The organism is Mesorhizobium sp. M0047 (assembly GCF_040323315.1).
Lineage (GTDB): Bacteria > Pseudomonadota > Alphaproteobacteria > Rhizobiales > Rhizobiaceae > Mesorhizobium.
This window is the reverse complement of record NZ_JAMYUW010000001.1, coordinates 63405-80689: the sequence shown is the minus strand read 5'-3', so window position 1 is coordinate 80689 and position 17285 is coordinate 63405. Positions and strand designations below refer to the sequence as shown.

14 protein-coding genes and 2 pseudogenes are annotated in these 17285 nt (G+C 63.6%); 12 read left to right on the top strand and 4 right to left on the bottom strand.

Annotation, left to right across the window (positions count from 1 at the left end):
- The first annotated feature begins 2 nt into the window (after positions 1–2).
- Positions 3–983, top strand: a complete 981-nt coding sequence (locus NKJ89_RS00355) for a bifunctional riboflavin kinase/FAD synthetase (RefSeq protein WP_352598936.1) — start codon at positions 3–5, stop codon at positions 981–983.
- A gap of 58 nt (positions 984–1041) precedes the next feature.
- On the opposite strand, the pseudogene NKJ89_RS00350 reads toward NKJ89_RS00355, so the two are convergent.
- A pseudogene (locus NKJ89_RS00350) lies at positions 1042–1519 on the bottom strand (HdeD family acid-resistance protein).
- On the opposite strand from NKJ89_RS00350, the gene NKJ89_RS00345 reads away from it, so the two are divergent.
- The 4 genes from NKJ89_RS00345 (at position 1403) to NKJ89_RS00330 (ending at position 6755) form a co-directional block, all read left to right on the top strand.
- Entirely contained in the window at positions 1403–1642 is a 240-nt protein-coding gene (locus NKJ89_RS00345; RefSeq protein WP_352599357.1) for a hypothetical protein, read from the top strand. The pseudogene NKJ89_RS00350 and the gene NKJ89_RS00345 overlap by 117 nt on opposite strands.
- A 146-nt stretch (positions 1643–1788) precedes the next feature.
- Positions 1789–2595, top strand: coding sequence for a MipA/OmpV family protein (locus NKJ89_RS00340; RefSeq protein ID WP_352598934.1), 807 nt, complete (start codon positions 1789–1791; stop codon positions 2593–2595).
- A gap of 303 nt (positions 2596–2898) precedes the next feature.
- Positions 2899–5862: an isoleucine--tRNA ligase gene (gene ileS / locus NKJ89_RS00335; RefSeq protein WP_352598932.1), complete on the top strand. Its 2964-nt coding sequence runs from the start codon at positions 2899–2901 to the stop codon at positions 5860–5862.
- 212 nt (positions 5863–6074) lie between these two features.
- Positions 6075–6755: a hypothetical protein gene (locus tag NKJ89_RS00330; protein ID WP_352598930.1), complete on the top strand. Its 681-nt coding sequence runs from the start codon at positions 6075–6077 to the stop codon at positions 6753–6755.
- 48 nt (positions 6756–6803) lie between these two features.
- Here the strand turns inward: NKJ89_RS00330 and NKJ89_RS00325 are convergent, their stop codons facing one another.
- Positions 6804–7253, bottom strand: a complete 450-nt coding sequence (locus NKJ89_RS00325) for a nucleoside deaminase (RefSeq protein ID WP_352598928.1) — start codon at positions 7251–7253, stop codon at positions 6804–6806.
- 240 nt (positions 7254–7493) lie between these two features.
- On the opposite strand from NKJ89_RS00325, the gene NKJ89_RS00320 reads away from it, so the two are divergent.
- From NKJ89_RS00320 to NKJ89_RS00300, 5 genes are all read left to right on the top strand, one after another.
- Positions 7494–9590 (top strand): pseudouridine synthase, encoded by a 2097-nt coding sequence (locus NKJ89_RS00320; RefSeq protein ID WP_352598926.1) that lies wholly within the window; start codon positions 7494–7496, stop codon positions 9588–9590.
- A 13-nt stretch (positions 9591–9603) separates the two neighbouring features.
- Positions 9604–10158, top strand: a complete 555-nt coding sequence (rsmD, locus tag NKJ89_RS00315; protein ID WP_031261126.1) for a 16S rRNA (guanine(966)-N(2))-methyltransferase RsmD — start codon at positions 9604–9606, stop codon at positions 10156–10158.
- A 115-nt stretch (positions 10159–10273) separates the two neighbouring features.
- Entirely contained in the window at positions 10274–11662 is a 1389-nt protein-coding gene (locus NKJ89_RS00310) for a M16 family metallopeptidase (RefSeq protein WP_352598924.1), read from the top strand.
- Positions 11663–11666: 4 nt separating this feature from the next.
- Positions 11667–13055, top strand: a complete 1389-nt coding sequence (locus NKJ89_RS00305; protein WP_352598922.1) for a M16 family metallopeptidase — start codon at positions 11667–11669, stop codon at positions 13053–13055.
- Positions 13052–13915 (top strand): patatin-like phospholipase family protein, encoded by an 864-nt coding sequence (locus NKJ89_RS00300; RefSeq protein ID WP_352598920.1) that lies wholly within the window; start codon positions 13052–13054, stop codon positions 13913–13915. The genes NKJ89_RS00305 and NKJ89_RS00300 overlap by 4 nt, the downstream gene beginning before the upstream one ends.
- A gap of 49 nt (positions 13916–13964) precedes the next feature.
- Here the strand turns inward: NKJ89_RS00300 and NKJ89_RS00295 are convergent, their stop codons facing one another.
- Complete coding sequence (locus NKJ89_RS00295; RefSeq protein ID WP_352598918.1) at positions 13965–14507, bottom strand: dihydrofolate reductase family protein; 543 nt, start codon at positions 14505–14507, stop codon at positions 13965–13967.
- 128 nt (positions 14508–14635) lie between these two features.
- Here NKJ89_RS00295 and NKJ89_RS00290 point away from each other — a divergent pair.
- Together NKJ89_RS00290 and NKJ89_RS00285 are read left to right on the top strand one after the other, a co-directional pair.
- Positions 14636–14871 (top strand): annotated as a pseudogene (locus tag NKJ89_RS00290) (patatin-like phospholipase family protein); the annotation flags it as partial.
- Positions 14872–15166: 295 nt separating this feature from the next.
- Complete coding sequence (locus NKJ89_RS00285) at positions 15167–16399, top strand: serine hydrolase domain-containing protein (protein WP_352598916.1); 1233 nt, start codon at positions 15167–15169, stop codon at positions 16397–16399.
- A 263-nt stretch (positions 16400–16662) separates the two neighbouring features.
- On the opposite strand, the gene NKJ89_RS00280 is transcribed toward NKJ89_RS00285, so the two are convergent.
- Positions 16663–17226 (bottom strand): TetR/AcrR family transcriptional regulator, encoded by a 564-nt coding sequence (locus tag NKJ89_RS00280; protein ID WP_352598914.1) that lies wholly within the window; start codon positions 17224–17226, stop codon positions 16663–16665.
- Positions 17227–17285: the final 59 nt, after the last annotated feature.

Here is a 17285-nt window from a genome sequence, read left to right as displayed (position 1 = left end):
CTATGGCAGCTTTCCAACACATTCTCGCAACCGCACCGCTGCCCGCCGACCTGCGCGGCGGCGTGGTGGCGATCGGCAATTTCGATGGCGTCCATCGCGGTCATCAGGCGGTGCTCGAGCGGGCATTGACTGAAGCCGGGCGGCGCGGGGTGCCGGCCCTGGTGCTGACATTTGAACCGCACCCGCGCAAGATTTTCAGGCCCGAAATACCGTTGTTCGTGCTGACGCCGCCGCCGATGAAAGCGCGGCTCCTGTCCCTGCTGGGTTTTGCCGCGCTCGTCGAACAGCCGTTCACACGCGACTTCGCCTCGCTGTCGGCAGAAGCATTCGTGACCGATGTGCTGGAAAAGAACCTTGGCATAACCCACTCCGTGACCGGGTTCGATTTCCATTTCGGCAAGGATCGTCAAGGCGGTCCGGCTTACCTGATGGCAGCCGGCGAGCGTCACGGCTTCGGCGTCACGCTCGTCGACGCCTTCCGTGACGAGGGCGCCGAGGTGATCTCGTCCAGCCGCATCCGCGGGTTGCTGAGCGAGGGCGAGGTGGCCGAGGCCGCCGGACTGCTCGGCTATCACTTCACCGTCGAAAGCGAGGTGGTCGGCGGCCAGCAACTCGGCCGCACACTTGGCTTTCCGACTGCGAATATGAGGCTGTCGGCCGAAGCCGCCCTGAAGGAGGGCATCTATGCCGTCAGCTTTCGCCGCGCTGACGGCACGCTTCACGACGGTGTCGCCAGCTTCGGCCGTCGCCCGACGGTCGACGACAATGGCGCGCCGCTGCTGGAAACCTTCGTCTTTGATTTCTCTGGCGACCTCTATGGCGAGATCTGCCAGGTTTCCTTCTTCGGTTTCCTGCGCCCCGAGGTGAAGTTCGAAGGGCTCGATGCGCTGGTCGCGCAGATGAAGCGCGATGAAGCCGAGGCGCGCACGCTGCTTGCCGGCGTCAAGCCGCTCTCCGACCTTGACGCTGCTATAGCCTTTTGAACGATGATCCCGAAAAGTGGGAACCGGTTTTCGGACCAGATCATGCACAAACGGGACACTACCTTTTCAGCGCCAAACCGACGGCAATGAAGGTCCAGCCTTGGAAGATCAGGTCGATCGCCAGGAAGAGCCCGAGCACCCACAGGCTGTTGACCGGCCAGCCCATGGCGATGACCAGGCCGGCAAGTGCGCTGATGACACCGGCCGCGACGACCCAGCCCCAGCCGCGTTGCGGCCGGTGGCTGTAGCCGACCCAGGCCCTGAGCACGCCTGACGCGACCAGGCGCGATCGCCAGCAGGAACGTCAGCACCGCCGAGGCAAGCAGCGGATTGTTGAAAGCGAAGAAGCCTGCGACGGCATAGAGCAATCCGCTGAGCAGCCAGTAGAAGAAGCGGCCCCACGTCTTGACCCCGAACGCATGCACGATCTCGATGACGCCCGCCACCAGCATCAGCCATCCCACGACGTAGACCGAAGCCACCGTGGCGATGAACAGATTGCCGAATGCAATGCCGCCGAAGATGAGCAGCAGCACGCCGAGCGCGACAAACCACCCCCATTTTGTCCGGGTCTGTTCGATCGCGATTTTCAAGGCGTCGCCATTCAGGGTCATTGTCGCGGTCTCCACCAAGGGCTGCGGGATGCTGCCGGACGTTAGTCCCGGCGCCGGTCAGCGTCCAGTCGATGGCCGGCAGTGAGGGATCGTCGCAAACCCAGCCGATGTCTCGGGTTTAAATCAAATTTTACCAAACGGCCGTCAAAGCTGTCATCGGTAACGGTGTGCGTCGTGTTAGTGGAGTGGCCATGAGTCCGGTCGGAAAAATCTCTCTGGTGTTGGCCGCAGCGCTGGTCGGTTGGGCGGGCACTGCCAATGCGGGCGAGGGCAGCTGGTTGTCCGGTGACTGGTATCTGACAGTTGGCGCCACGGGCATGGTGGCGCCGAACTTCGAGGGCGGCAAGAAGTATCTGCTCAGCGCTTCTCCGATCATATCGCTGGGCAAGGTCGGACCGGCGGCACGTTTCACCTCGCGCAACGACAACATCTCGCTGGCGCTGGTCGACGATGGCGGTGTCCGCGCCGGCCTGACCGGCAAATTCCTGTTTTCCCGTGACGATGACAATGCTGATGAGTTGAAAGGCCTCGATCCGGTGCGCTGGGGCGGCGAAGTCGGCGGCTTCTTCGAATTCTATCCGACGGATTGGCTGCGTGCCCGCGCCGAGCTGCGCCACGGCATTCGCGCTCACAACGGCTTTGTCGCCGACATCTCTGCCGACGCTTTCTACGATGTGACGCCAACCCTCAGGATTTCGGGCGGACCGCGTGTTTCATTCGCCTCGGCCGGTTACTTCGACGCCTACTATGGCGTCGACGCGCAGGAAGCCGTGGCCTCGGGCCTTAGCGAATATCACCCCGGTGGCGGCCTGAAATCGACCGGCCTCGGCGGCGCAATAACCTGGAAGGTGACCGAGCCGATGACCGCCAGCCTGTTTGGCGAATATTCGCGCCTGATGGGACCGGCCGCCGATTCCAGCCTGGTCAAGGAACACGGCGACCGCAATCAGTTCATGATCGGCGTGTCGACCACCTATCGCTTCGATTTCACGATGTAAGTGAATCGAACGAGACGCTTTATTCCTGCGCTCATCTCCGCTAAAAGCCGGGGCATGACGAGCTTTTCGCGCCTTTGCAGGCTGACGATACGAATTATGAGCCCGGTGTTCCGGGCGGCCTGAAGGTCGCCGGAACCGCCGGGAATGTTGCGCGCGGCCTCTCGCGCTTTTCCAGATCATAAGGCATGTCGCCCAAAAGTGGCCCCGGTTTTGGGAAAACGACATGCGTAAAAGTATAGTTCAACGCCCGAGCTGCTTAGCCGCCGGGCAAATGCACATGGCAGATCAATGACCGATACAGCGATGACCGACACCAAAGAAACGATCGATTATTCCAAGACGCTTTATCTGCCGCAAACGGATTTCCCGATGCGCGCCGGCTTGCCGGAGAAGGAGCCTCTGCTGGTCAAGCGCTGGCAGGATATGGACCTCTACCGCAAGCTGCGCGAGAGCGCGGCCGGCCGTACGAAATACGTGCTGCATGACGGCCCGCCCTACGCCAATGGCAACATCCATATCGGCCACGCGCTGAACAAGATCCTCAAGGACGTCATCACCCGCTCGTTCCAGATGCGCGGCTATGACTCGAACTATGTGCCCGGCTGGGATTGCCACGGTCTGCCGATCGAATGGAAGATCGAGGAGCAGTATCGCGCCAAGGGCAAGAACAAGGACGAGGTGCCGGTCAACGAATTCCGCAAGGAATGCCGTGAATTCGCCGCGCATTGGATTTCGGTGCAGGGCGGTGAGTTCCAGCGGCTCGGCGTCATCGGCGACTTCAAGAATCCCTATACGACGATGGCATTCCACGCCGAGGCGCGCATCGCCGGCGAGCTGTTGAAATTCGCCATGTCGGGCCAGCTCTATCGCGGCTCGAAGCCCGTGATGTGGAGCGTGGTCGAGCGCACGGCGCTGGCCGAAGCCGAGGTCGAGTACCAGGACTATGAGTCCGACACGATCTGGGTGAAGTTTCCGGTCGCCAGCCTCGTCCGCCCAATCGAAGGGGGCGAGACCAAACTGACGGAAGGAGCGCTCGATCTGCTGCAGGCCCATGTCGTCATCTGGACGACGACGCCGTGGACGATCCCGGGCAACCGGGCAGTCAATTATTCGCCGCGCATCAGCTACGGCCTCTACGAGGTAATGGCGGCCGAGAACGCGTTCGGCCCGCAGCCCGGTGAAAAGCTGATTTTCGCCGATGCATTGGCCGAAGACTCCTCGGCCAAGGCCAAGGTCACCCTGGATCGACTTCGCAGCGTTTCGGCGCAAGAGCTTGGAAGCCTTACGCTTTCGCATCCGTTCAAGGGGCTTGGCGGCGGCTACGAATTTGCCGTGCCGATGCTCGCCGGCGACCATGTCACCGACGATGCCGGCACCGGCTTCGTCCACACCGCACCCGGACACGGCCGCGAGGACTTTGACGCCTGGATGGATGCGGCGGTGGATTTGCGCGCACGCGGCATCGACAGCGCCATCCCGTTCGCCGTCGACGACGGCGGCTTCTTCACCAAGGACGCGCCGGGTTTCGGACCGGACCGCGAGGGTGGACCGGCGCGCGTCATTGACGACAACGGCAAGAAGGGCAACGCCAACCAGGCCGTCATCGACGAGCTGATCAAGCGCAACGCGCTGTTCGCGCGCGGCCGGCTGAAACACTCCTACCCGCATTCCTGGCGGTCGAAGAAGCCGATCATCTTCCGCAACACGCCGCAATGGTTCGTCTATATGGACAAGGATCTCGGCGACGGCTCGACGCTGCGCAGCCGTGCGCTGAAAGCGATCGACGACACCCGTTTCGTGCCCGCCGCCGGCCAGAACCGCATCCGCGCAATGATCGAGGAACGTCCCGACTGGGTGCTGTCGCGCCAGCGCGCCTGGGGCGTGCCGATCGCCGTCTTCGCAGATGCCGACGGCAATGTGCTGAAGGACGAGGCGGTCAACCAGCGCATCATGGACGCATTCGAGAAGGAGGGTGCCGACGCCTGGTTCGCCGCCGGCGCCAGGGAACGCTTCCTCGGCAATCACGATGCGTCCAGGTGGAAGCAGGTGATGGACATCCTGGACGTCTGGTTCGATTCGGGCTCGACCCACGCCTTCACGCTGGAGGATCGTCCGGATCTGAAATGGCCGGCCGACGTCTATCTCGAAGGCTCCGATCAGCATCGTGGCTGGTTCCACTCCTCGCTGCTGGAAAGCTGCGGCACCAGGGGCAGGGCGCCTTACGAAACCGTCGTCACCCATGGCTTCACCATGGACGAGGACGGCCGCAAGATGTCGAAGTCGCTTGGCAACACCGTGGTGCCGCAGGACGTCATCAAGCAGTCGGGCGCCGACATCCTGCGCTTGTGGGTGGTGACGACGGACTATTGGGAGGATCAGCGCCTCGGCAAGAATGTGCTGCAGACCAACATCGACGCCTACCGCAAGCTGCGCAACACCATCCGCTGGATGCTGGGCACGCTTGCCCATGACGATGGCGAGGAGGTGCCGCTGGAGAAAATGCCGGAGCTGGAGCGGCTGATGCTGCACCGGCTTGCCGAACTCGATGAGGTCGTGCGCGCGGGCTACGACGCTTTCGAATTCAAGCGCATCACCCGTATGCTGCTCGATTTCATGGTGGTCGAGCTGTCGGCCTTCTACTTCGACATCCGCAAGGACGCGCTCTACTGCGACGCGCCCTCGAGCGTGAAGCGCAAGGCTTCGGTGCAAGTGGTGCGCCATCTCTTCGACTGTCTGGCGAAATGGCTGGCTCCGATGCTGCCCTTCACCATGGAAGAGGCCTGGCTTGACCGTCATCCTGACGCCGTCTCGCTGCATCTCGACCAGTTCCCGCAAATCCCGGCGGACTGGAAGAACGAGGCGCTGGCCGAAAAGTGGCGCAAGGTGCGGCAGGTGCGACGCGTCGTCACCGGCGCGCTGGAGATCGCGCGCGCCCAGAAGGTGATTGGGTCGTCGCTGGAAGCGGTGCCGGTCGTCACCATCAACGATGCGGCACTCGAAGCGGCGATATCGGATGTCGACATGGCCGAGATGGCGATCACCAGCGATCTGGTAATCGCTCATGGGCAAACGCCTGTGGGAGCCTTCACGCTTGACGACGTCAGGGGTGTCGCCGTGGTGGTCGAAAAGGCCGAGGACCGCAGCTTGGTGAAATGCGCACGCTCCTGGCGCTACACCGCGGATGTCGGTCAGGATCCGGAATTCCCCGACGTTTCGGCGCGCGATGCGGCGGTGCTGCACGAATTGAAGGCGCTTGGCCGGCTTTGACAGGCCAGCCAGCCAGGTTGATGGGTGCACAAATGCCACGCCGGGCGGGCGAAAACCGCCCGCGCGTTGCCCTTAACGACTGGTTGAGGTAAACACGCGAAACTTCGGAAGACAAATTGTCGCCGGATTTCAGTCGCAAGTGCTTGGACGATGGGGACCGGTCACAACGCCGGTGGCAATCGAGAGGGCTGTCTAGAGTGGGACTTTTTGGCATGACCGAGAGATATAATGCGCGCCTGGCGCTGCTGGCGCCGCTTGTCGCATCGGGCCTGGCTTTGTCCGGCTGCATGGGCTCTCCGACCTATGGCACCGACAAGACCGCCGGCGAACAGCTGGCTGGCGATCTGACCGGCGCCTTTTCGATCGCGCCGAAGCACAAGGAGCAGATCGACTACAAGCCGCGTCCGACGCTGGTGAAACCGGCGCCAGGCCAGAAGGAAGCGCTGCCGGCGCCGCAGGACAGCATCGAGACGGCGAGCGCCGAATGGCCCGAATCGCCCGAGCAGCGCCGCGCCCGCTTGCGCGCCGACGCCACCGCCCACCAGAACGACCCGGCTTACCAGTCGGAGATCGTCGACGACGTGCAGACCGACCCGGCCTCGGTGAAGAAGGCAATGGCGGATTCAGGCTCGAGCCACCCGCCGGCGTGGAGCCCAGCCGATTCAGACAAGGGTCGCGCCGCCGAGATCCAGCGCCGGCTTGCCGACAGCAAGCAGGGCGACCCGAACACCCGCAAATATCTGAGCGAACCGCCGGTGCAGTATCGTGTCGCAGCCGGCACGGCGCCGCAGAACGAGCTTGGCGAGGACGAGTACAAGAAGGAACGCCGCCTGAAGAAGGAGGCGGAGGGCAAGAAGGGCAGCGGCTGGTTCGACTGGCTGCCGTCGCTCTAAAAAACCGACGGTCCGCGTTGCCTGCCGTTGACCGGCCTTGCGCCCGGTTCAGCCGCGCCGTTCCTGGAAAAATCCTTTGAGCAATAGGGCCGCTTCGGTCTCGCCGATGCCTGGATAGATGTCGGGCGTGTGGTGGCAGGTTGGCGAGGCGAAGAAGCGCACGCCATTGACCACCGCGCCGCCTTTGTCATCGGCGGCGCCGAAATAAAGCCGGCGCAGCCGGGCGAAGGAAATAGCGCCGGCGCACATGGCGCATGGCTCCAGCGTTACATAGAGATCATGGCCGGTCAGCCGCTCGGCTGACAGCTTGCGGCAGGCTTCGCGGATGACCAGCATCTCGGCATGCGCCGTGGGGTCGGCAAGCTCGCGGGTGCGGTTGCCGGCACTGGCAACGACCGTGCCGCCGTTGGCGATGACGGCGCCGACCGGCACTTCGCCGCGCAAGGCTGCCGCTTCCGCCTCTTTCAGCGCCATCGCCATGAAATCCGGTCGCTTCACGCGGTGTCCATTCCTATTATCTCCTCGCCACCCCCGGCTTTTGGTTTTCGTTTGTCTTGCCGGAAAACCGGTCTCCACTTTTCCCTGACAAACTCTGATGATCCTGTTATTGAGCGCATCAACCCGAAAATCGGACTCGATTTTCGGAAATGATCATGCGCCAAATCAAAGTGCTACAGCGTTCGTTGCGCGCCCGAGAGGATGCGCCACGCTGTAGCAGCGCAAACGGACAAAGGCCACATGGACGACAACGACAAGAAATTCCGACCCAAGAAGGGTCCGGCCAGGAGCGGCTCGAAAGCGGCGGGACCCCGCGGCCGTGATGGCGCCGCCGGCAAGGGCGGCAAGCCGTCCTTTGGCGCCAAGAAACCCTACGCGCCGCGCGGCGATCGGCCGATGGCCGCCGAGGGCGAGCGGCCGAAGCGCGACTTCAAGGGCGGCGACAGGCCATTCAGCAAAGGACCGCGTCCCGAAGGCAAGCCTTTTGAGAAGCGTGAGGGACCACGCAAGCCCTACGCACCGCGCGGCGACCGTCCGATGGCGACTGAAGGCGAGCGCAAGCCCTATGAAAAGCGCGAAGGGCCGCGCAAGCCCTATGCACCGCGCGGCGACCGGCCGATGTCGGCTGAAGGCGAACGGCCGAAACGCGACTACAAGCCGCGCGAAGCCGGTGAGCGTGGCGCTCCGCGCGCCGAGAGACCATTCCACAAAGGCCCGCGCCCCGAAGGCAAGCCCTATGAGAAGCGCGAAGGGCCACGCAAACCCTATGCGCCTCGTGGCGACCGCCCGGCTGCAGCGGCAGGGGGCGGCGAAAAGCGCTTCGACCGTCCCAAGCGTGAGTTTGGCGACCGCGCGCCGCGCGACGCCGCTGACCGCCCCAAGCGCGATTTCGCTGATCGTCCCAAGCGCGACTTCAGCGATCGGCCGCAAACTGCATCCGGCACCGGCTTCAGGCCGCGCCCGCGTTCCGCCGACGCTGCCGAAGAGGCAGGCGAACGCATCGCCAAGCGGCTGGCGCGCGCCGGTCTGGCCTCGCGCCGCGATGCCGAGGAACTGATCGCCGCCGGTCGCGTCAAGGTCAATGGCCGCGCCCTGACGTCGCCGGCCTTCAATGTGATGCCTGATGACATCATCCATCTCGACGGCATGGAAATCCCGCCGATCGAGCGCACCCGCCTGTTCCTGTTCCACAAGCCGGCCGGCGTCGTCACCACCAACCGCGATCCCGAAGGCCGCAAGACCGTCTTCGACGTGCTGCCGGCTGAATTACCGCGGCTGATGACCATCGGCCGGCTCGACATCAACACCGAAGGGCTGCTGCTGCTTACCAATGATGGTGGCCTGTCGCGCGTGCTCGAACTGCCGGCCACCGGCTGGCTGCGCCGCTACCGCGTGCGCGTCCACGGCAAGGTCGAGGAGAGCGCGCTTGCCGGCCTGCGCGAAGGCATTGCCGTCGACGGCGTCTTTTACGGCGCCATCGAAGCGACGCTCGACCGTGAGCAGGGCACCAATGCCTGGCTGACGATCGGCCTGCGCGAGGGCAAGAACCGCGAAGTCAGGAACATCCTCGGCTCGCTCGGCCTTGATGTGACGCGGCTGATCCGCATCTCCTACGGTCCGTTCCAGCTCGATGACCTCGCCGAGGGCCATGTGCTGGAGATCAAGGGCAGGGTGCTGCGCGACCAGCTTGGCGAGCGCCTGGTCGAGGAATCCGGCGCCAATTTCGACGCCGAGGTCACCAAGCCGTTTTCCAACAAGCCGGTGCGGCGCACCGAAGTCCGCGAGCCGGAGCCGGAACGGCCGAAATTCACCCGTGACGTCGAGCGCCGTCCGATCGGCGAGGGCGGTTTGATCAAGAACCGCAAACGCCGCGAAGGCAGCCGCGACGAGGCGCTGGGCAAGTTGTCGACAAGTCCCGACAGAAGCGCAGGGTCCGAGAAGAGCTTTGGCGAACGCGGCCCGCGGCCCGAACGCAACTTTGGCGACAAGCCACGCGGCAATTTTGGCGACAAGCCGCGCGGTGGCTTCGGCGACAAGCCTCGTGGTGGTTTTGGCGGCAAGCCCGGCGGTGGCAAGAAATCCGAGCGTGAGCAGCGGCCGATCGAGCCGCCCGGCCAGCGCAAGGCCAATGTCTGGATGGCGCCGGGTGCGCGGCCGATCGGCAAGGGCAGGGCTGAAGCCGACGCCGCCAAGGCGGCTGACGCCAAGGCGCGAAAGGCGTCGTTCAAGCCGTCTTATGGCAAACCGGCCGGCGCAAAACCATTCGGCAGGCCGAGAGGCGAGCCGGGCGGCGGCGAGCGGCCGCGCGGCGGCCCGAAGGGTCCCAGGACGAAATGAGACCCGGATTAATATGAGAATCGTCGGCGGTGAGTTTCGCGGGCGTCCCTTGGCGACGCCTCGCTCAAGCGCCATCCGTCCGACGACCGATCGCACCCGCGAGGCCGTCTTCAACGTGCTGGCGCATCGATTTGCGGAGAAACTGGACGGCGCGCGCGTGCTCGACCTGTTCGCCGGCACCGGTGCGCTCGGGCTCGAAGCACTGTCGCGCGGTGCGTCCTACGGCGTCTTCATCGAGGAATCGGCCGAAGGCCGCGGCCTGATCCGCGACAATGTCGAGGCCTTCGGCCTGACCGGCCGCACCAAGATCTTCCGCCGCGATGCCACCGGCCTCGGCGAGGCCGGCACGCTTGCGCCCTTCGGCCTCGTCTTCGCCGACCCGCCCTACGGCAAGGGTCTTGGCGAGCGTGCCCTGCAGTCGGCCAAGGCCGGCGGCTGGCTCCGTCCCGGCGCGCTGTGCGTGGTCGAGGAGGCCGCAGTGGCGCCCTTCGAGCCAGGCCCCGGCTTTTCCGTGCTGGATGAGCGCAGTTACGGCGAGACGGTGATCCGCTTCATCGAGGCGGGCTGATAGCTTTTGACGCCCGGCCTCTTTGCCGCCGCCTTTGACGGCAAGATGGCCAACAATTCACTTTGCTTGTGGTTCATACCCTGCCTATCGTCTGCCAAGGAAATCGGAGCCGTTGATGACATCTAGGGCTGAATGGCTGCGCGGGACTCTGCTGGCGACCTCGCTGGCTTTCGTCATGACCGGCCCGGCGCTGGCCGAGAGCCTCGTCTTGCCCGATACGATTCCAGCCACGTTCAAGGTCACGGATTTCCTGCTCGACAACGGCATGGAGGTCGTCGTCATTCCCGACCACCGCGCACCGATCGTCACCCATATGGTCTGGTACAAGATCGGCAGCGCCGACGAGCCGCCGGGCAAGTCCGGCATTGCCCATTTCTTCGAGCACCTGATGTTCAAGGCGACGACCCATCATGCGGCCGGCGAGTTCGACCGCGCCGTCTCCGACATCGGCGGCTCCAACAACGCCTTCACCTCTTACGATTACACGGCCTTCCATGAGACGGTTGTGCCGTCGGCGCTCGAGCTGATGATGAGCTTCGAGGCCGACCGCATGCGCAATCTCATCCTCACCGACGATGTGATCAAAACCGAGCGCGACGTCATCCTTGAGGAGCGCCGCTCGCGCATCGACAACAATCCCGAGGCCGTGCTGGACGAGGAGGTCGACGCCACGCTGTGGCAGAACCAGCCCTATCGCATCCCGGTCATCGGCTGGATGCAGGAAATGCGGCAGCTGAACCGCACCGACGCCACCGCCTTTTATGACAAATACTACCGGCCCAACAACGCCGTGCTGATCGTGGCCGGCGATGTCGAACCGGACACGGTGCGGACGCTTGCCGAAAAGACCTATGGCAAGGTCGCGCGCGGCCCCGATTTACCGCCGCGCATCCGCCCGGTGGAACCGGAGCAGAACACCAGGCGCACGGTAACGCTCGCCGATGCCCGCGTCAGCGTGCCGAGCTTTTCCACCCAATGGGTGGTGCCGTCCTATCATTCGGGCAAGCCGGGCGAGGCGGAAGCGCTCGATCTGCTGGCGGAAATCCTCGGCGGCGGCAACCGCAGCCGGCTCTACCAGGCCCTCGTCGTGCAGCAAGGCATCGCCTCCAACGCCGGCGCCTATTTCCAGGGCACCATGCTCGACGACACCAATTTCACCATCTACGGCTCGCCGCGCGGCGATGCCAAGCTCGTCGATCTCGAGGCGGCGGTCGATGCCGAGGTGGCTCGCATCGTCAGGGATGGCGTGACGCCCTCGGAGCTGGCAAAGGCCAAGGACCGCTATATCAGGTCGATGGTCTTTGCCCGCGACAAGCAGGATTCCATGGCCAACATCTACGGCTCGACGTTGGCCACCGGCGGCAATGTGCAGGACGTCCAGCAATGGCCGGATCGCATCGGCAAGGTCACCGCCCAAGACGTCAAGGCCGTCGCCGCGCGCTATCTGGTGCTTGCCCGGTCGACGACCGGTTATCTCTTGCCGCAGCAACAGGCGGGGAATTGATTCGATGACGAACACGAACGCGATGCACGCCGGCGCGCCCTTACCTTCTCCCACAAGGGGAGAAGGCAGAGCGCTCGCCGCCTTCGCAACCCTCTTCCTCTCCATCGTCTTCCTGATCCTGCCGGCACTCACGGCGCGCGCGATGGACATCCAGTCCGTCACCTCGCCAAAGGGCATCACCGCTTGGCTGGTGGAGGACTATTCCGTGCCGATCGTCGCCATCCGGTTCGTCTTCGGCGGCGGCTCGACGCAGGATCCGCCGGGCAAGGAAGGCCTGGCCAATCTGATGACCGGCCTGTTCGACGAAGGTGCCGGGCCGCTGGACTCGGAAGACTTCCAGATCAAGCTCGACGATGCCGGCGCCGAGATGAGTTTCGAAGAGAGCCGCGACGGCACCTACGGCTCGATGCGCATGCTGGCCGAGCAGCGCGACGAGGCGTTCGACCTCCTGCGGCTGGCGGTCAACGAGCCGCGCTTCGACCAGTTGCCGATCGATCGCATCCGGGCTCAGATACTGTCCGGCATCATCGCCGGCGAGAACGACCCCGATACGGTCGCGCAGAGCAAATGGGCGCGGGCACTCTACGGCGACCACCCCTATTCCCGCTCGGACGAGGGCACCAGGGAGAGCATCGCCGCCATCAAGCCGGACGACCTGAAAGCCCTGCACAGGGCTGTGTTCGCGCGCGGCGGCCTGCATGTCGCGGTGGTTGGCGCCATCGACCCCGAGACGCTGAAGAAGAAGCTCGACATGGTGTTTGGCGAACTGCCGCAAAACCAGGCGCTCGCTCCCGTGGCCGATATCGACCCCAAGCTGGCGCAGCATGTCGAGGTCGACTACGACCTGCCCCAGACCTCGCTGCAACTCGCCTATCCCGGCGTGAAGCGCAAGGCGGCGGATTTCTTTCCCGCCGTGCTGATGAACGAGATCCTCGGCGGCGGCACCTTCACCTCGCGGCTGTTCCAGGAGGTGCGCGAAAAGCGCGGGCTGGCCTACAGCGTCAACTCCTCGCTGATCAATCAGGACCACGCCAATGCGCTGATCGTCAGCACCGGGACCCGCTCGGACCGGGCGGCCGAGACGCTGGCTATCGTCCGCGATGTGGTCAAGCAACTGGCCGATGAAGGCCCGACCGAAGCGGAGCTGGCGGCGACCAAGAAATACATGATCGGCGCCTACGCCATCAACAACCTGGACTCGTCGAGTGCCATTGCCTCGACGCTGGTCGAGCTGCAGCTCGACGGTCTCGGCATCGACTACATGCAACGCCGCGCGAGCTACATCAACGCGGTGACGCTCGACCAGGTCAAGGCGGCGGCGAAAAAGCTGCTGACCACAGAGCCGACCATCATGATCATCGGCCCGAAACTGGCAGGGGCCGGCAAGGGATGAGCCCGACCTTCGGCATCGCCTTCGGCGGCGGCGGTGCGCGTGGGCTGGCGCATATCCATGTCATCGAGGCGCTGGACGAGCTGGGCATCAAGCCCGTGGCGATTGCCGGCTCGTCGATCGGCGCCATTATGGGCGCGGGCATGGCCGCCGGAATGACCGGCAAGGACATCCACGACTATGCCCGCGCGATCCTCGGCCGCCGCGCCCAGGTGGCGAGCCGCATGTGGCGGGCGAGGCCGGGCACGATCGCCGAAGCCATGCAGGTCCGCGTCAGCCAGTTCAACGTCGAGCGCATCCTGAAGGCCTTCCTGCCCGAAGCCATTCCTGAAACTTTTGCCGAGCTCAAAATTCCGCTGAAGGTGACCGCGACGGACTATTTCGGCCACAAGCTGGCCGTCTTCGACGATGGCGACCTGCACTCGGCACTGGCGGCGTCAGCGGCCATACCCGCCGTGTTCCGCCCGGTGATGCGCGACGGCAGGCTGTTGATCGACGGCGGCATCTACAACCCCGTGCCCTTCGACCTGATCGAGAACGATGCCGACATCATCATCGGCGTCGACGTCGTCGGCGCGCCGGTAGAGCTCGACCGCAAGCACCCGACCACCGTCGACCTGATATTCGGCGCCACCCAGCTGATGATGCAGTCGATCATCGCCAACAAGCTGAAGCAATGCCGGCCCGACATCCTGGTCAGACCGGCGGTGTCGAAATACCGCGTGCTCGATTTCCTGAAGATCGACGCCCTGATGAATGAGACGGTTGACATCAAGGACGAGCTGAAGCGGCAGGTGGAGAAGGCTATGGAGGCGCGGCTTGGCGCTGCCGTCAAAGCGAGGCGCGGAAAGCTGATCGGGTGAAAATGGTGGCGTGCCGCCTCGATCTGCAAGGAAAGTAGCGCTAACCGATTTACGATTTCGCCGCCACCGGCGCATACTCCAGCGCCACCACGCCGTTGTTGAATGGCTTGGCGGAAACCAGTTCGAGCGAGATCGGCTCGCCGACTGGAAACAGCGGCTTGCCCTGGCCGACGGCGCCGGGATAGCTGAGCAGCCTGACGCGGTCGACCAGGCCATGGCGCAGCAATTCCTGCGCGACGCTCAGGCTGCCATGCACATAGATGTTGCCGCCAGTGCCCTGCTTCAGCGCCCTGACGGCTTCCGGCAGGGAGTCCTTCAGCAATTCGGCCGGCTTCCACTCGAGCGCCTTCAGGCTGGTCGAGGCGACATATTTCGGCAGCGCGTTGAACCGGCCGGCAAAATCTCCGGTTTCCTTGGGCCATGAGCCGGCAAATATCTCATAGGTCGCGCGCCCCAAAAGCATGGCGCCGCTGTCGGCAAGTTCGTCCTCCTTGAACCTGTTCATCTCGTCGTTCCAGGTCACACTGGGCAGCTTCTCGACCTCGGCTATGCCATCGACGCTGATAAATTCGGTGACGATAAGTTTTCGCATGGCGCTCTCCTTCATTGGTCAAAGGACGAACCGCGCGGCCTGCCTGCGACACGCTTCGTGAAAAATAGCGCGGCGCTTTGTCGTTTATGCCAATGCCAAAGACACGCATTGACCTCAACCGGCCTGACGGCGCCACGCAGCTGATGATGCAGTCGATCATCGCCAACAAGCTGAAGCAATGCCGCCCGACATCCTGGTCCGCCCGGCGGTTTCGAAATGCCGCGTGCTCGATTTCCTGAAGATCGACGCCCTGATGAGCGACACGGTTGACATCAAGGACGAGCTAAAACGGCAGGTGGAGAAGGCTATGGAGGCGAGGGCTGATGCCGCCGTCAAAGCGAGGCGGGGAAAACTGATCGGGTGAGGATGGTGGCGTGCCGGCAAGGCCTGACGCCTATTCTCTGCTTGCCGAACTGGCTTAAGCGAACAACAGGCGACCTATGGGAACGGTCGCGTTTGACCCGATACGGCGATGGGCGAGCTCACGGCCGAATGGCGGCAAGGCGCCGCAAGTTTGCCGTAGGGATCGCATTTGGGCTTCCTGAGAGCAGACGTCGTCTGCAGCTTCACTGGAGGTCAAGCAGTCAACTATTGGCAATAATGCGGGGAGCGCGCAGGATTGTCCAAAGAGCCTTCGCCTGCGACAGGACATTTGCGCGATGAGTCAATTTGGTGGCGAACCGGTTCGTGATCCTGCACATCTCGGCTTCGACAAGGCGAGCCTGGCGCGACTGAAGCGGTGGATGCAGCGATATGCCGACACAGGGCGCTGGCCGGGTGGTGCGGTGCTCATCGCGCGTCATGGAGAACTCGCCTTTTTCGACTGCGCCGGGCACGCCGACGTCGAAGCCAAGCGGCCTTGGCAGCGCGACCTCATCGCCCGCATCTACTCGATGACCAAGCCTGTCACCGCCGTCGCGCTGATGATGCTGTACGAGGAGGCGCGCCTGCATCTCGACGATCCGGTCGAAGCTTACCTGCCGGAATTCAAAAACAGGCAACTTCTGATACCGGGCGCAACGTCGCTGGACCAAACAGTGCCCATCAAAACGAAGATAACGATCCACCATCTGCTGACCCACACATCTGGCCTAAGCCTTTTTACGAACCCCGGACTGCTCGGTGAAGCTTATGCCAAGGAAAAACTCGGCCTCGCCCTTGCTTATGGTGGGCTCGACAAAATGGTGCGCAGGATCGCCGAGCTGCCATTGGAATGGGAGCCGGGCACGAAATGGCAATACAGCACCGGGTCCGATGTCATCGGCCGAATCGTGGAAGTCGTTTCCGGAATGACGCTGGACAAGTACTTCGCGACCCGCATCTTCGAGCCCCTCGGCATGACCGACACCGGCTTCTCTGTGCCGGAGTCTGAGATCAGCCGTTTTCCCCCGCTCTATGAGGCTACGGCTGGCGGCATGGCATTGCGCGAAGCGCCGGAGGTTTCGGAGTGGCGGCAAGGCAAGGTTGATACGTTCTGCGGCGGAGGCGGGCTCGTCGGAACCATCGACGACTATTGGCGGTTCACCGAAATGCTGCGGGCTGGAGGTGAAATCAACGGCGAACGCATCCTCAGTCCCCGCACTTTGAGATTGGCGGCGTGCAATCACCTACCGGGAGATCTTGCCTCGATGGCAACCGAAGTTTGGGCCGAAACCCAGTTTGACGGCGTCGGGTTCGGTCTGTTGGGCTCTGTTGTCCTCGATCCGGCTAAGGCACAAATTTCGGCGCAAGTCGGCGACTATGGCTGGGGCGGGGCGGCAGGCACCTTCTTCTGGGTAAGCCCGGTCGACGACATGGTTGTCATTCTCTTCACGCAACTGCTGCCTTCAAGCGCCATTCCGGTGCGCAAAGAGCTGCGCGCACTCGTCCACGGTGCGTTGACAGGGGCCTGAGACTCGTCGACAGAAACAGCGCGGAGCAACCCTGCTGCTTAGCAAGCTGGGCCGGCTCGGCTTCGTCGTGCTCGATGAGCTCTTCGCCCAACCCTCTAGGCAGTTGCTCTTCCATCTCATTGCCTCAACAGGGAAGTTCGAAACCCTCTTGGTCCGCCAATCCCGCCGATTGCACGCTGCGGTGCGATATTCTGCAAGATAGCCACCCAACCACGGACGATAGCCGCATTGCTCTCGACAAGAGCACTCCTGCCGCAGACCACCTAGCTGGCAGACACTTGGCTGATCCCGGCATCGACCCAGGCATGCGTCTGCTCAAGCACTTCATCCGATAGCGCGGGATCGTCGATCGCCCGAGCGAGGATTACTGCCCCCACCATCGCTGCCCAGCTTCCGATCGCCGCGCGGCGTCTGTCTGCCGGATCCAACTCCGGGAGCGCCTTGCCGATACGGTCGATCTGCGATCGTAGGCCTTCCGTCATGGCCGAGCGTGCAGCCGGGGTCTGATGGCGGATGGCTGCAGCAAGGCCCGCCGTCGGGCAACCGCCGGCGCAGTTGTCGCGATGCCGGGGCGAAAGATAGGAACCTAAATAAGCGCGAAGATCGCTCCCTCCGCTTGAGTCCGCAGCGAGGGCGTGGGCAAGGGTCTGCGCGATCAGGTCGTCCTTCGAACTGAAATGGCCATAGAAGCCGCCATGGGTGAGCCCTGCGGCCTTCATCACTTCAGCCACGCTGACAGCGTCGAACCCCTTCTCGCGAAACAGCCGGCTGGCCGCGTCCAATATCCGGTGACGGTTCTCCGCCATTTGCTCTCGACTGACCTTCATTTCAAAATTCTCCGTCGGCCCCGTTGACATTTACATGATGTCCATCATATTTAGCCGCA